At 74.2% G+C, this 13,698-nt stretch carries 13 protein-coding genes; 8 read left to right on the plus strand and 5 right to left on the minus strand.

Annotated elements, in window-relative coordinates:
- Positions 1 to 190 precede the first annotated feature (190 nt).
- Positions 191 to 1,198, plus strand: coding sequence for a hypothetical protein (locus O2V63_RS04655; RefSeq protein WP_269166393.1), 1,008 nt, complete (start codon positions 191 to 193; stop codon positions 1,196 to 1,198).
- 1 nt (position 1,199) lies between these two features.
- Positions 1,200 to 1,883 carry a class F sortase gene (locus O2V63_RS04660; RefSeq protein ID WP_269166394.1) on the plus strand — a complete coding sequence of 228 codons (684 nt, stop codon included), beginning with the start codon at positions 1,200 to 1,202 and terminating at the stop codon, positions 1,881 to 1,883.
- Between the two features lie 19 nt (positions 1,884 to 1,902).
- Here O2V63_RS04660 and kynU read toward each other — a convergent pair whose 3' ends face one another.
- A complete protein-coding gene (gene kynU / locus O2V63_RS04665; protein WP_269166395.1) occupies positions 1,903 to 3,168 on the minus strand; it encodes a kynureninase in 1,266 nt (421 codons plus the stop codon).
- A gap of 36 nt (positions 3,169 to 3,204) precedes the next feature.
- On the opposite strand from kynU, the gene O2V63_RS04670 reads away from it, so the two are divergent.
- From O2V63_RS04670 to O2V63_RS04680, 3 genes are all read left to right on the plus strand, one after another.
- Entirely contained in the window at positions 3,205 to 4,641 is a 1,437-nt protein-coding gene (locus tag O2V63_RS04670) for an amidase (protein WP_269166396.1), read from the plus strand.
- Between the two features lie 46 nt (positions 4,642 to 4,687).
- Positions 4,688 to 5,020 (plus strand): aa3-type cytochrome oxidase subunit CtaJ, encoded by a 333-nt coding sequence (ctaJ, locus tag O2V63_RS04675; protein WP_269166397.1) that lies wholly within the window; start codon positions 4,688 to 4,690, stop codon positions 5,018 to 5,020.
- A 70-nt stretch (positions 5,021 to 5,090) separates the two neighbouring features.
- On the plus strand, positions 5,091 to 5,561 hold the full coding sequence (locus O2V63_RS04680) for a DUF5130 family protein (protein ID WP_269166398.1): 471 nt from the start codon (positions 5,091 to 5,093) through the stop codon (positions 5,559 to 5,561).
- Positions 5,562 to 5,645: 84 nt separating this feature from the next.
- Here O2V63_RS04680 and pepN read toward each other — a convergent pair whose 3' ends face one another.
- Positions 5,646 to 8,195 carry an aminopeptidase N gene (gene pepN / locus O2V63_RS04685; RefSeq protein WP_269166400.1) on the minus strand — a complete coding sequence of 850 codons (2,550 nt, stop codon included), beginning with the start codon at positions 8,193 to 8,195 and terminating at the stop codon, positions 5,646 to 5,648.
- Between the two features lie 156 nt (positions 8,196 to 8,351).
- Here pepN and O2V63_RS04690 point away from each other — a divergent pair, with 156 nt between their 5' ends.
- Both O2V63_RS04690 and O2V63_RS04695 read left to right on the plus strand, forming a co-directional pair.
- The gene (locus tag O2V63_RS04690) at positions 8,352 to 9,017 is read left to right on the plus strand and encodes a mycothiol-dependent nitroreductase Rv2466c family protein (RefSeq protein WP_269166402.1); all 666 of its coding nucleotides are present in this window, start codon (positions 8,352 to 8,354) and stop codon (positions 9,015 to 9,017) included.
- A gap of 62 nt (positions 9,018 to 9,079) precedes the next feature.
- The gene (locus O2V63_RS04695; RefSeq protein WP_269166403.1) at positions 9,080 to 9,847 is read left to right on the plus strand and encodes an SDR family oxidoreductase; all 768 of its coding nucleotides are present in this window, start codon (positions 9,080 to 9,082) and stop codon (positions 9,845 to 9,847) included.
- Positions 9,848 to 9,853: 6 nt separating this feature from the next.
- Here O2V63_RS04695 and O2V63_RS04700 read toward each other — a convergent pair whose 3' ends face one another.
- The 3 genes from O2V63_RS04700 to O2V63_RS04710 are packed head-to-tail and all read right to left on the minus strand — an operon-like array spanning position 9,854 to position 13,174.
- Positions 9,854 to 11,695, minus strand: coding sequence for a SpoIIE family protein phosphatase (locus O2V63_RS04700; protein ID WP_442928988.1), 1,842 nt, complete (start codon positions 11,693 to 11,695; stop codon positions 9,854 to 9,856).
- Positions 11,696 to 11,747: 52 nt separating this feature from the next.
- Positions 11,748 to 12,503, minus strand: coding sequence for an MBL fold metallo-hydrolase (locus tag O2V63_RS04705; RefSeq protein WP_269166405.1), 756 nt, complete (start codon positions 12,501 to 12,503; stop codon positions 11,748 to 11,750).
- On the minus strand, positions 12,500 to 13,174 hold the full coding sequence (locus tag O2V63_RS04710; protein WP_269166406.1) for a DUF429 domain-containing protein: 675 nt from the start codon (positions 13,172 to 13,174) through the stop codon (positions 12,500 to 12,502). Before O2V63_RS04710 ends, O2V63_RS04705 begins: the two co-directional genes overlap by 4 nt.
- A 38-nt stretch (positions 13,175 to 13,212) precedes the next feature.
- On the opposite strand from O2V63_RS04710, the gene O2V63_RS04715 reads away from it, so the two are divergent.
- Positions 13,213 to 13,698: a ribose-5-phosphate isomerase gene (locus O2V63_RS04715; RefSeq protein ID WP_269166407.1), complete on the plus strand. Its 486-nt coding sequence runs from the start codon at positions 13,213 to 13,215 to the stop codon at positions 13,696 to 13,698.

Below are 13,698 nucleotides of genomic sequence, written 5' to 3' on the forward strand. Positions count from 1 at the left end.
CACTCGGGCGATCCGCGGCAATCGGTCTTGTGCTGAGTCGCCGGACGGATAGGTTCGCCCTCGGCGACGCCAGGTGGGTGTCGCACCCCGCGCGAGAGAGGCGTCCATGCCGTCCCGTACCGAGTCCCGTGGTCTCGTCCGCCGTCCCCTCGTCCGCGGAGGCATCGTCACTCTGGCTGCCGTCGCGTCCGTGGGCCTGGGGGTGTCCGCGGCCGGTGCCGCGCCGGCGAACCCCACGACCACGCTGGCTCCGGAGGCGGTGGACCTGGTCGTCGACCAGCCGCAGAACTTCGGCGAGATGCGGGCCGGGGTGCAGGGCCACCACTCCCCTGGGGTGCTCGAGATGATCCCGGTCGCCTGGGGTGGCACGGTCACGTTCGCCCTGCCGCCGCTACTGGCGCCCACCGGGCCCGGGCTCGAGGCCTCGCTGTACTCGAAGGCCGATCACATGAGCCTGGAGACGCGGACCTACTCCACCGATCCGGCCGTGTCGGCGGACCCGCTGGTGGTCACGGACCTCGGCGGGAGCACCTACCGCGTCGACCTGCCGGCCGACGACGGTGTCAACGGTCCGGCAGCACGACTCAGCCTGACCAACCTGGCGCCGACGCCGGGGAGCTGGAGCACCCTCCTGGGCACGCCGTCCTGGGAGCTCGAGTTCTCGGCCGGCGCACCTGCGGCCGTGACGCTGACCAGCGTCACCTCGGCCACGTCCGTGTTGGGCTGTTCCACCACGGCGTCCCCCACCTGCACGGTGGTCCCGGTCACGGCCGGCACGGCCATGGACGTGGTCCTGCCGGCCTCCTCGCGCGTGACCGAGCTCGGCATCCCCGACCTGGGGGTCAGCGACTTCTCGCTCGAGGACCTCCCGGGCAGCGACCTCATCGCGCAGGCGCGCATCCAGTTGGATCCGACCCTCTCCGCAGACCGGCGGACCGCCACCATGACCATCCCCGCCACGACCAAGCCGGGCCGCTACCAGCTCAGGTCCGTCGCCGGCGGCGGGGTGGGGCAGGTCCTCTCGACCACCTTCTCGGTGGTCGAGGTCGTGGCTCCAGCGGTGAACCCGGGTCTGCGGTCGGAGACCGGTGGCGACACCGGTCCGTCCGTGCTGCTGCCGGTCCTGCTCGGCTCGGTCGGTGCGCTGGCCGTGGGTGGCGCCGTCCGCTCGCGCCGTCGGTCGGTCGTCCAGGGCTGACGTGCGCTCCTCGCTGCAGCTGACCCGACGCACGGCGGCCCTCGCGGGGGTCGCCGTGCTCGGCGTCGTGGCGGTGTTGCTGGCGCTGGTGCTCACCGGCGGTCGGGGCGACGGCGCCGTGCGGGCCGCAGCCGCACCGTCGGTGACCACCTCCGCCCCGGCACCGTCGACGACGCCCGCCGTCCCCACGCCGGAGGCCCCACCCCCCACGCCGACGCCCACACCGACCGCGGAGACCCCGCGGACGTCCTCGGTGCGACTGGAGGTGCCGTCGGTCGACCTCGACGTCCCGGTGTTCCCCTACACGCCGCGGGGCGGTGTCATCGACCCGCCGTCGATGGTCGACGGCTACTGGGTCCAGCCCTACGGCGAGCCGGGCGCCCAGCCGGACAACACGGTCTACATCGCCGGCCACTCGTGGACGAAGGGCGCGGCTGCGTTCAACGCGCTCATGCCCGGCGACCACGGGGCGGGGGTCTCGACCGGGGACGTCGTGACGGTCCGGACCTCCGGCGGCAGCGTCGACTACACGGTCAGCCGCACCGAGCGGTACGACAAGGACGCGCTGCCCGGCGCGACCGACGTGTGGACCGTGATGCCGGGCCGGCTGGTCCTGATCACCTGCTTCGTCGACGACGACGGTCGCACCACCGACGACAACTTCGTCGTCTTCGCCGAGTCCTGAGGGACCTCGCCGTGCGGGCTCAGGTGACCCGGGCGCGCTCGACCGGGTAGCTCTCGTGCGACCCGTCCGCGAGGACGGTGCGCAGCCGGTCCATCGCGTCCCAGACGTCGACGAACCGGGTGTAGAGCGGCGCCGGGCCCAGCCGCAGCCGGTCGGGCGTGCGGAAGTCCGGGACGACGCCGCGGTCGATCAGCGCCTGGGTCAGCTGCCACGCCTGCGGGTGCGCGAGGCTGACGTGCGACCCGCGCCGAACGGCCTCCCGCGGTGAGGCGACGGTGACCCCGTGCCCGGCCAGCCACTCGTCGGCCAGTGCGATCACCAGCTCGGTCAGCGCCCGCCCCTTGGCGGCCAGTCGCTCGATGCCGGCCTCCGCGGACAACCGGGCGCCGACCTCCACCGCCGCCATGGCCAGCACCGGGGGAGTGCCGACGGCGAACCGGTCCACGCCGTCGGCCGGGTCGTACGCCGTCCCCATCGCGAACTGGTCGCGCTGGCCGAACCAGCCCCAGATCGGCTGGCGCAGCTGCTCCTGCAGCTCGCGCCGCACGTAGAGGAAGGCCGGGGCCCCGGGGCCGCCGTTGAGGTACTTGTAGGTGCAGCCGACCGCCAGGTCGGCGCCGGCCGCCGTGAGGTCGGCGGGCACGGCGCCGGCGGCGTGGCTGAGGTCCCACACGACCAGCGCCCCCGCCTCGCGGGCCAGCCGGGTCACCTCGGTGATGTCGACCAGCGCGCCCGACCGGTAGGCCACCTGCGAGAGGACGACGACGGCGACCCGCGCGTCCAGCGCCCCGGCCAGCACGTCCAGGTCCAGGCCGGTGTCGATGTGCGCCTCGACCTCGCGCACCGTCATCCCGCGTGCCTGGGCCACCCCGGCCACGATGTACCGGTCGGTGGGGAAGTCGTCGGCGCTGCAGACCAGCACGTCCCGGCCCGGGCGGGCGTCGGCCGCGGCGACCAGGAGCTTGTAGAGGTCGACGCTGGTCGTGTCGCCGACCAGCACCTCACCGGGCTGCGCCCCCAGCACACCCTCGGCGAGGACGTCACCGATCCGGCCGGACTGCTGCACCCAGTCGCGCCAGGAGCCGACGAGCCCCTGTCCCCACTCCTGCTCGACGGCCCGGGCCACCGCGGCGGGCGTCTCCCGGGGCAGCCGGCCGAGGGAGTTGCCGTCCAGGTAGAGCAGCCGGTCGGGGCCGTCGTCGTCGGTACCGGTGAACCGCGTCCGGAACCCGGCCAGCGGGTCGGTGGCGTCGGCGGCTTCGGCGGCGGCGCGGGAGAGGTCCACGAGGAGATCCTGCCCGTCCCGGCTAGCGTCCGGGTCGTGACCTCCTCGCCCGGAACACGACTGCACGACCTCACCGCGCTCGAGCAGGCAGCCGCGGTCCGCGCGAAGGAGGTGAGCCCCACCGAGCTGGTCGAGCACTCCCTCGCCCGCATCGAGGCGCTGGACCCCGCTGTCGGTGCCTTCCTGACCGTCACCCCCGACCGGGCGCGCGCCGCAGCCGCGGCGGCCGACCGGGCGGTGCTGGACGGCGGGGACCTGCCGCCGCTGCACGGCGTCCCGACCGCGATCAAGGACCTGGCCAACACCGCCGGGGTGCGCACCACCTTCGGCTCGGCGGTGCTGGCCGACTTCGTGCCCACCGTCGACGACGCCGTGGTCACCGCGCTGGCCGCCGCCGGCACGATCAGCCTGGGCAAGACGAACACCCCCGAGTTCGGCTTCCCCTGCTACACCGACAACGACCTCGCCGGCCCCGCCCGGTGCCCGTGGGAGCCCTCGCTCCTGGCCGGCGGCTCCAGCGGTGGTGCGGCTGCTGCGGTGGCCGCCGGGCTGCTGCCGTTCGCCCACGGGTCCGACGGCGGCGGCTCCATCCGCATCCCGGCCGGGATCAACGGGCTGTTCGGCATCAAGCCCAGCCGCGGCCGGGTGAGCAACGCCCCGCTGGGCAGCGAGACCACCGGCCTGGGCGTCCAGGGGCCGCTGGCCCGCACCGTGCGGGACGCCGCGGCGATGCTCGACGCGATGGCCGGGCCGGTGCTGGGTGACCCGTTCTGGGCACCGCCGCCGCCGGCCGGGGAGACCTTCCTCGGCTACGCCGACCGCCCGCCGGGCCGGCTGCGGATCGGTCGCTACCTGGACTCCGGCATGCCCGGCGCCGACCTGGACCCCGAGGTCCGGGCGGCGTTCGAGGACGCCTCCGCGCTGCTGTCCGAGCTGGGCCACGAGGTCGAGGACCTGCCGGCCGCACCGCTCACGCCGGAGGTCTTCCCGGCCTTCGAGGTGGTCTGGGCGTTGTCGGCCACGACGCTGCCGGTGCCGCCGTCCCAGCTGGACCGGCTGCGGCCGCTGACCCGCTTCCTCCGCGACCGGGGGCTGGCGCTCAGCGCGAGGGACGCGATGCAGGCGATGTTCACGTTGCGGGTCTTCGCCCGCCGGTTCATCCAGTCCACCACCCGGTACGACGTGCTGCTCTCCCCGATCTGCACGCTGCCGCCCCAGCCGGTCGGCTGGTTCGACGGGGACGGCGACGGTGCCGCGGACTTCGAGCGGCAGAAGAGGTACGCGGCCTTCCCGGCGGTCTACAACGTCACCGGTCAGCCGGCGGTCAGCGTGCCGCTGTGGTGGACGGCGGGCGGGCTGCCCATCGGGACCATGCTGGTGGGCCGCCCGGCCGACGAGGCGACGCTGATCTCGCTGTCCGCGCAACTGGAGGAGGCGCGGCCGTGGGGGCACCGACACCCCGCGATGTGGTGACCCGTCCTGCCGGGCCGGTGATCGCTCGTCCCGGTAGATTGCGGCCATGCCCGTGCTCGAGACCGTGCTCATCTACGGCGTCATCCCGCTGGTGATCGTGCTGCTGTTCGCTGCGGTGACGCTGTTCCCCGGCCGCGGCAAGGACCAGACCAAGTACCGCCCCGGCCGCCCCTGGGAGCACGCTCCCGTCTGGTACGAGCCGCACCCCGACGTCCCCGGAGTGGTCGGTGGCCACGCCGAGGACGCACCCGGGGCCGGACACGCCGCTCCGCGACTGGGCGCCACCGCCTCGGCGCTGGCCATCGGCCAGCACCCGCACGTGGCCGACTCCGACACCGTCCGGCGCACCGCCGCCGGCGGCGCCCGCGGGACCTGGTGACCCGCCGGTGAGCACCGCGTCGTCCCACGTCCCGTCGCAGTCCGCGTCGCAGTCCGGAGGCACCCCCCAGATGACCCAGCAGCTCAACCGGCAGCCCGCCGCCGACCAGTACGGGCCCAGCGCGACGGAGCAGACCGGGAACAGCTCCGTGATGGAGCCCGGCTCGGGGCCGTTCAGCTACCGCGACCTCGCCCGGCTCGACGAGGCGCTGACCATGTCCTCCCGGGAGACCGGGCTGCGGTTCACCCTCTACGTGGGCGAGCTGGGCTCCGACACCCGGGCCACGGCGGAGGACCTGCACTCCCGCTCCGGCGGTGACACCTCCAACAGCGTCCTGGTCGCCCTCGCGCCGGGGCAACGGGTGCTGGAGATCGTCACGGGCACCGCGGCCGCCCGCCGGCTGCCCGACCGGGCGTGTGCCCTCGCCGTGCTGTCGATGACCAGCCGGCTGGGCGCCGGCGACCTGGTCGGGGCGATCATCAACGGGCTGCGGCAGCTGTCCGACGCCGCCGGTCACCCCGCGCGCCGCAACGCCCACTGAGCACGCGCCCCCGGCAGGGGGCTGAACGCCAGCGGCCCAGGACTCGTCGAGTCCTGGGCCGCTGGCGTTCGACGGGTCCGCCCCTCAGCCGGCGGCGGCGTCCCGCTTGCGCGCCCACAGGGCCCGGGCGATGCCGTCCCGCCCCTCGCTCACCAGCCGGCGCAGCGGCGCGGGGGCACCCTCGTCGGCCAGCCAGGCGTCGGCAGCGGCGAGCGTCCGCTCCTCGACGACCTTCGGGAACAGGTACTCCACGGCGTTCTTGGCGATCTCGCCCGGACGCCGGTCCCACAGCCCGCGGATGTCGGCGAAGTACCGGTCCACGTAGGGGGCGGTGAGCTCCTGCTGGGCCGGGTGCCAGAAGCCGGCGACCATCGCCTCGTGCACGGCGTTGGCGATCGACTCGTCGGTGAACGCCCGCTCCCAGGTCTCCGCCTTCGACTCCGGCGTCGGCCGCAGCGCCCGGGCGGTCGCAGCCCGCCGGGCCCCGGTGGCGGTGGCGTCCCGCTCGGCCTCCGCGTCGATCTCCGCGTCGCCGGCAGCCCCTACGGCGACCAGGCCGTGCAGGAACGCCCAGCGGGCGTCGGTGTCGACCGTGAGGCCCTCGACGGCCAGGGACCCGTCGAGCAGCCCCCGCAGTGCCGCCACGTGCTCGTCGCCGCGGGCCGCGGCCGCCAGGGTGCGCGACCACTGCAGCTGCGCGTCGCTGCCGGGCGCCGCACCGTGCAGTGCGGCCAGCGCCTTGTCGGCCAGCGCCTCCCAGCCGGTCGGCGCCCAGGCCGGGTCGGCGTAGGAGGCCAGCGACGACTGCACGCGGGCCAGCAGCGACTGGACGACGCTGATCTCGGTCTCCGCGTCGACGCCGGCGAGCACGAGCTGGACCCAGTCACGGGCCGCCAGCTCGCCGTCGCGGGTCATGTCCCAGGCCGCTGACCAGCACAGCGCCCGCGGCAGCGAGTCGGGGATCGCGCCGATCTGGCTGCGCAGGGTGGCCAGCGACCGCTCGTCGAGGCGCAGCTTGGCGTAGGTGAGGTCGTCGTCGTTGACCAGCACCAGGTCCGCGGCCGGGTGGCCGACCAGCTCGGTCACCTCGGTGCGTGCCCCGTCGACGTCCAGCTCCACGCGGTGCGACCGGGTCAGCCCGCCGGGGCCGGAGCTGTAGAGGCCGACCGCCAGCCGGTGTCTCCGCAGCACGGGGTGCGCGGGTACGGCGGTCTGCTCGATCGCGAAGGAGGCGTACCGGCCGTCGGCGTCGAGCTCGTACACCGGGCGCAGGGTGTTCACCTGGCTGGTCTGCAGCCACTGCGCAGACCAGTCCGACAGGTCGCGGCCCGATGCCTCGGAGAGCTCGCTGAGCAGGTCGTCGAGGGTGGTGTTGCCGTACTCGTGCTTGCGGAAGTACCGGCGCACCCCGGCCAGGAAGTCGTCCTGCCCGACGTAGGCCACCAGCTGCTTGAGCACCGAGGCGCCCTTGGCGTAGGTGATCCCGTCGAAGTTCACCTCCACCGCGGCGACGTCGACCATGTCGGCCGCGATCGGGTGGGTGGAGGGCAGCTGGTCCTGCGCGTAGGCCCAGGACTTCTCGGTGTTGGCGAACGTCGTCCACGCGGTCGTGTACTCGGTGGCCTCGGCCTGGCAGAGCGTGGAGATGTAGGTCGCGAAGGACTCGTTGAGCCACAGGTCGTCCCACCAGCGCATGGTCACCAGGTCGCCGAACCACATGTGCGCCAGCTCGTGCAGGATCGTCTCGGCGCGCCGCTCGTAGCGCGCGCGGCTGGTCTTGGACCGGAAGACGTAGTCCTCCAGGAACGTCACGCAGCCGGCGTTCTCCATCGCCCCGGCGTTGAACTCGGGGACGAAGAGCTGGTCGTACTTGTCGAACGGGTACGGGTAGTCGAAGACCCGGTGGTAGAAGTCGAACCCGGCCTTGGTGACCGCGAAGATCTCCTCGGGGTCGAGGTGCTGGGCCAGCGACGCCCGGCAGTAGATGCCCAGCGGGATGCCGTCGTGCAGGTCGGTGACCCGGGCGTACGGGCCGGCGACCAGGGCCACCAGGTAGGTGGAGATGCGCTTGGTCGGGGTGAAGTGCACCAGCTGCGAACCGGCCTCGCCGGCCTCGATCGTGCGGTCACCGGTGTTGCTGACGACCTGCCAGTCGAACGGCGCGGTGACGTGCACGGTGAACGTCGCCTTGAGGTCGGGCTGGTCGAAGCAGGCGAACATCCGCTTCGCCTCGGCCGGCTCGAAGTGCGTGTAGAGGTAGACCTGCTCGTCCTCCGGGTCGACGAACCGGTGCAGGCCCTCGCCGGTGCGGGAGTACCGGCAGTCGGCGTCGACGACCAGCTCGTTGGTGGCGGCCAGCCCGGGCAGGGCCAGACCGCCCTCCTCGGTGTAGCCGCTGACGTCGAGCTCGACGCCGTTGAGCGTCGCCGAGCGCACCCGGTCGGCGACGAGGTCGACGAAGGTGTCGGCCCCGGGGGAGCGGGCCTCGAAGTGGATGGTGGTGACCGAGCGGAACGTCTCCTCGCCGGGATGGCCCTGGCCGTCGGTCACGTCCAGGAAGAGGTCGTAGCTGGAGACGGCCAGCAGCGCGGCGCGGGCCGCGGCGTCGTCACGAGTCAGGTTGGGAACTGCCACGCCCCGGAGCCTCCCATGCGGGGACGACGGTCTCCTCCCCGTGTGGTCCCGAGGAGAGCGGGGAACAAGCCGGGGACGGCCCGACTTGGTCGGCCCAGACGACCGGGTGTCGTTCGACCGACCGCCCGGAGCACCGACGACAGACTGAGGAGCACCATGACCGAGGCAGTGCAGAGCTCTCCCGTGAAGGCCCGCGTCGACTTCTGGTTCGACCCGCTGTGCCCGTGGGCGTGGCTCACCAGCCGGTGGGTGCTGGAGGCGGCGAAGGTCCGTGACATCGACCTGCACTGGCACGTGATGTCGCTGTCGGTGCTCAACCGCGGCCGTGACCTGTCGCCGGACTACCAGGAGATGATGGCCAAGGCGATCGGCCCGGTGCGGGTCGCGGTCGCCGCCGCCCAGCAGCACGGCGACGCCGTGCTGGGCGACCTCTACACCGCCATGGGCACGCTGCGGCACCACGACGGCGTGGAGATCGAGGAGATCATCGCCCCGGCGCTGGAGCGGGTGGGCCTGCCCGCCGAGCTGGCCGAGGCGGCCGGCTCGACCGAGTACGACGCGGCGCTGGAGAAGAGCCACCACGAGGGGATGGACCCGGTCGGCGACGACGTCGGCACCCCCGTCATGCACATCGACGGCGTGGCGTTCTTCGGCCCGGTGATCAGCAAGGTGCCGACCGGTGAGGAGGCCGGCAAGGCGTTCGACGGCGCCGTCCTGCTGGCCAACCTGCCCGACTTCTGGGAGCTCAAGCGCACCCGCCTCTCCGGGCCGGACATGTCCTCCGTGCCCGCCGACGCCCTGGAGCTGACCGGCACCCGCTGATCACCCGAGGGGCCGAGATCGCGACTTCGGCCCCCCGCGACGGGGTGCGGCATCCTGAGTCGATGCCGCCCCCCGTTCGTCAGCGCGTCTTCATCACCGGCGCGAGCGCCGGCCTCGGCCAGGGCATGGCCCGGGAGTTCGCCGCCCGAGGCCGCGACCTGGTGCTGGTGGCCCGGCGGCTGGACCGCCTGGCCGAGCTCCGCGACGAGCTGCTGACCTCGCACCCCGGCATCCGGGTCGTGATCGGCGAGCTGGACGTCGACGACCCCGAGGCCGTCGCGGCGACCGTGCCCCGGCTGGCCGCCGAACTGGGCGGCATCGACCGGTTCATCGCCAACGCGGGCCTCGGCAAGGGCGCCCCGGTGGGCACGGGCAAGGCGGGACCGAACCGGCAGGTGCTGGTCACCAACGTGCTGGGCACGCACGCCTGCTGCGAAGCCGCCGTCGAGCTGTTCCGCGCCCAGGGGAGCGGGCACCTGGTGGTCATCTCCTCGGTCGCCGGGGTACGCGGCATGGGCGGCACCCGGACGGCGTACGCCACCTCCAAGGCCGCGGACGCCGTGCTCGCCGAGGGCATCCGCGCCGACCTGCTGGGGAGCCGGCACACCCGCGCGATCCGGGTCAGCACCATCCACCCCGGCTTCATCGAGACCGACATCAACACCGGCCGTCGCGGCCCGTTCACCGTCGACCTGCAGACCGGCGTCACCGCGCTGACCGCGGCGATCGAGCGGGAGCCGGTGCGCGCCTACGTCCCCGAGTGGCCGTGGCGCCCGGTCGCCGGCCTGCTGCGCGTGCTGCCGCTGCCGGTCGTCCGCAAGCTCGCCTGAGAGCCGTCAGGCCGCGGGCGCTGCGGGGACGACGTCCGGGACGTGGCCCGGTCCGGCCACCGCCGGGCGGGGCCGGTCCTGCCGGTGCAGGCGCACCGCCACCAGCGCGACGTCGTCCTCAGGACGGCCGTGCACCAGCCGCTCGAGGACGGCGTCGCACAGCGACCCCAACGGCAGGTGGGCGAGGTCGGCCAGCGCCTCCCGCAGCCGGTCCAGGCCGGCGTCCAGCCCGATGGGGCCCTCGGGCCCACGCTGCTCGATCAGCCCGTCGGTGTAGAGGAACACCGTCGTGTCGCGGTCCAGCTCCGTCACCTGCTCGACGCGCCTCGTGGCCGAGTCCACGCCCAGCAGCAGGTCGGCCCGCCCGCTGTCCAGGGTGGTCACCCGGCCCTCGACGTCCAGCAGCAGCGGCGGCGGGTGCCCGGCGCTGGACCAGCACATCCGGGTGACGCCGCGCCCGCGTTCCTCGTCGGTCTGCTCGAAGCGGGCGGTGGCGGCGGTGGCGATCGTGCCGACGGCCAGCACGTCCATCGCGCGGTCCAGCCCGGCGAGCACCTCGGCCGGTCCCGCGTCGCTGTAGACGGCGATGCCCCGCAGCAGGCTGCGCAACTGGCCCATCGCGGCCGCTGCCTCGATGTCGTGCCCGGCCACGTCGCCGATCACGACCATCGTGGTGCCCCCGGGCTGGACGAACGCGTCGTACCAGTCCCCACCCACCCGGGCGGCCTGCACGGCGGGCAGGTACCGGACCACGACCTCGCTGTGGTCCGGCTGCGGTGGTTCGGTGAGCAGGCTGCGCTGCAGGTGCTCGGCGACCTGGCGCTGCTGGGTGAACAGGCGCGCGTTGTCCAGGGCCGTGCCGGCCCGGGCCGCGACATCGGTGGCGGCGCGCAGCTCCCGGGGGGTCCACGGGGTGGAGCCGACGTCCCGGAACAGGCTGAGCAGCCCCACGGTGCGGCCACCGGCCAGCAGCGGGACGGCGGCGACGCCGCCGGGCCGCAGGGCGGCCAGCAGCTGCTGCGCCTGCGGGGTGACCACCAGTGCGGTGGCGACCGAGTCGACCTGGTCGGCCCGGCCGTCGCCGAGGAGCACCGCCCGACCGCTGCGGATCGCCCGGCGTGCCGGCGAGTCCGCGGCCAGGGCGCCGGTCCGGGACTCGGCGTAGACCTCGGCGGCGTGCTGCATCTCCGGGCGCCGGTGCACCACGGCGAGGTCGTCCAGGGCGCCGCTGGCCGCGTCGTACGTGCTGACGATGACCCAGTCGGCGAGCCGGGGGACGACCAGCCGGGCCAGCCGGCGGACGCCCTCGCCGACGTCGAGGGTGGTGCTCAGCGCGGCGGACGTCTCGGTGAGCAGGTCCAGCAGCTCCACCGCCGGGGCGTCGTCGGCTGTGGCCGGGGAACCTGTGGGTGCCCCGGCGCGGCGTCGCTCGGCGGTGATGTCGTGGAACTCGACGTCCATGCCGTCGGCGGCCGGGCGCACCGACATCCGGTACCAGCGGTCGTGCGGTGGGTAGTACTGCTCGAAGTCCACCGGCTCCCGGGTGTCCATCGTGTGCCGGTAGGCCCGCTCCACGTCGGTGCCCAGGGTCAGCGGGTGGATCTCCCACTGCGTGCGGCCGAGGAGGTCCTCCCGCCGTTCCTGCAGCAGCGTCTCGGCGGCTCGGTTGACGTACACCCAGCGGAAGTCGCGGTCCATGCAGACCAGCGGGATCGCGACCGACTCCGCCCAGGCGCCGGCGCGGCGCGCGTCAGGGGAAGGGTGGGCACGAGGCCGGTCCTGCACGGGGTTCCTCCGGCTCGGCGGGGAGAGCCCGCCGCTGCTCGGATCAGGCACCACAGATCCCATCACACACCACTGACCGCGGTGACGGACCTCGGTCCCTCGTCCGTGGCGTCGTTCAGGCTCGGGTACGGGCGGTCGCCCGGGTGGCCTCGTCGAACGGCGGGTGTGCAGCGGGGTCGGTCAGCCAGGTCGCCAGCTGGGCCAGTTCGTCGCGCTGGGCGGCCACGAAGGCCGCGTCCACCACCCCGCCGTGCCCGGGGACGACCGGCCCGCGCACCAGCTCGAGCAGCGCCGTGACCGTCTGCGCCCACTCCAGCGGGTAGGCGTCCTCCATGGCCGGTGGCGACCCGTCCTCGACCAGGTCCCCGGCGAAGAGGACGTCGTCCACGGTGACCACCAGGTCCGCGCCGGTGTGCCCGCGCCCGAGGTGCCGCAGCGTCACGGTGCGGCCACCCACGTCCAGCCGGGCGAGGTCGTCGACCAGGTGGTCGGGCGGGTCGATCGGTGCGGTGGCGACCAGTTCGGCGGCCGGGTCGCCGTCCTCCCGGAGGCCGGTGACCACCGAGGCGCGCTGTTGCTCACCGGTCGCCTCGAGCTCATCGGCGCAGCGGCGGTGCCCCCAGACGTCGGCCGGCCGGAACGCCGCGTTGCCGAAGCAGTGGTCGTGGTGGGCATGGGTGTTGACGACGGTCCAGGGGTGCGGGGTGACGGCCCGGACCGCCTCGGCCAGGGCTCGGCCCTCACCGAGGTGGGAGCGGGTGTCGATGACCAGGCAGCCGCCGTCGCCGACGACCAGCCCACAGTTGAGGTCGAGCTCGCGGTGTCGGCGGACGAACACCCGGTCGCCGATCTCCCGCCAGCCGGCGGTCACCAGCAGATCCGCATCGGCCGGCCGCGGGAGTCCGCCGTCCCGTCGCCCACCCGCTCGGCGGTGCCGGCGGCCAGCCGCTGGGCCGACCAGGCAGCGGCGCAGGCGTCGAGCGCATCGACGAGCGGGACGCCGGCCGGAGCCCCGGCCAGTGCCTCCTCCACGTCCATGACGGCGCGCAGGGCCCGCAGTCGCTGCACCGTGCCGCGGGCGGTTCCCTTGCGGTCGGTGACCCCGCCGAGCCCGAGCCGGAACGCCAGCTCAGGGTGCACCTCCACCACCCGGTCGGTCGGGGGTTCACCGAGGACCTCGTCCAGGTCCTTGATCGCCGCGACCAGCATGAAGGTCTGCGCGGACGGCGCCCGCCCGTTCGCTGCGGCGCGGCTCAGCTCCCGGGCTCGGGCGTAGTCAGGGGCAGCGAGGACGGCGCGGACCGGGGCGGGGAAGACCGAACTCGCTGCGCCGGTGCGCCGCAGCAGGTCGCGCGCGGCGAGGTCGCAGGCTCGGACGCCGTCCTCCGACAGCCCGATCGGCATGTCGATGGCGACCACCTCGACGTCCGGCACCGCCAGCACCGCCGCCGCGTCGTCCAGCACCCGCAGCTCCACCGTGCGCCCGTCGAGCAGCGCACCGACCCACTTCCCGCGCCAGCCGTCCACCCCGAGCACCGCCACCGGGCCAGCCTGCCAGGAGTCGGTGAGAAGATCGGCACATGCGCGTCTTCCTCGGCACGGACCACGCCGGCCTCGAACTGAAGTCCCACCTGATGCAGGCGCTCGCCGACGAGGGCTTCGAGCCGGTCGACTGCGGGGCCTTCGACTACGACCCGCAGGACGACTACCCGCCGTTCTGCTTCGAGGTGGGGGAGCGGGTCGTCACCGAGCCGGGCAGCCTCGGCATCGTCATCGGCGGCTCGGGCAACGGCGAGCAGATCGCCGCGAACAAGGTGCCCGGGGTCCGCGCGGCGCTGATCTGGAACGAGAGCACCGCCCAGCTGGCCCGCCAGCACAACGACGCCAACGTCGCCGCCGTGGGCAACCGCCAGCACAGCGTGGCGGAGGCGACCGCCCTGGTGCTGACCTACCTGCGTGAGCCGTTCAGCGGCGAGGAGCGGCACTCCCGCCGGATCGGTCTGCTCACCGAGTACGAGCAGAACCGGCAGCGTCCGGCCGGCGGGCTGCCCACCCGCACCCCGTGA

Origin of the sequence: Modestobacter sp. VKM Ac-2977 (assembly GCF_026968045.1) — a bacterium.
Taxonomy (GTDB): domain Bacteria; phylum Actinomycetota; class Actinomycetes; order Mycobacteriales; family Geodermatophilaceae; genus Modestobacter.

What these genes read in the sequence shown, in the direction of transcription:
- ctaJ (WP_269166397.1), top strand. Translation starts at nt 4,688, where the DNA reads ATGCCCGTGCTCGAGACCGTGCTCATCTACGGCGTCATCCCGCTGGTG.
- O2V63_RS04680 (WP_269166398.1), top strand. Translation starts at nt 5,091, where the DNA reads ATGACCCAGCAGCTCAACCGGCAGCCCGCCGCCGACCAGTACGGGCCC.
- O2V63_RS04690 (WP_269166402.1), top strand. Translation starts at nt 8,352, where the DNA reads ATGACCGAGGCAGTGCAGAGCTCTCCCGTGAAGGCCCGCGTCGACTTC.
- O2V63_RS04695 (WP_269166403.1), top strand. Translation starts at nt 9,080, where the DNA reads ATGCCGCCCCCCGTTCGTCAGCGCGTCTTCATCACCGGCGCGAGCGCC.
- O2V63_RS04700 (WP_442928988.1), bottom strand. Translation starts at nt 11,695, where the DNA reads ATGGGATCTGTGGTGCCTGATCCGAGCAGCGGCGGGCTCTCCCCGCCG.
- O2V63_RS04715 (WP_269166407.1), top strand. Translation starts at nt 13,213, where the DNA reads ATGCGCGTCTTCCTCGGCACGGACCACGCCGGCCTCGAACTGAAGTCC.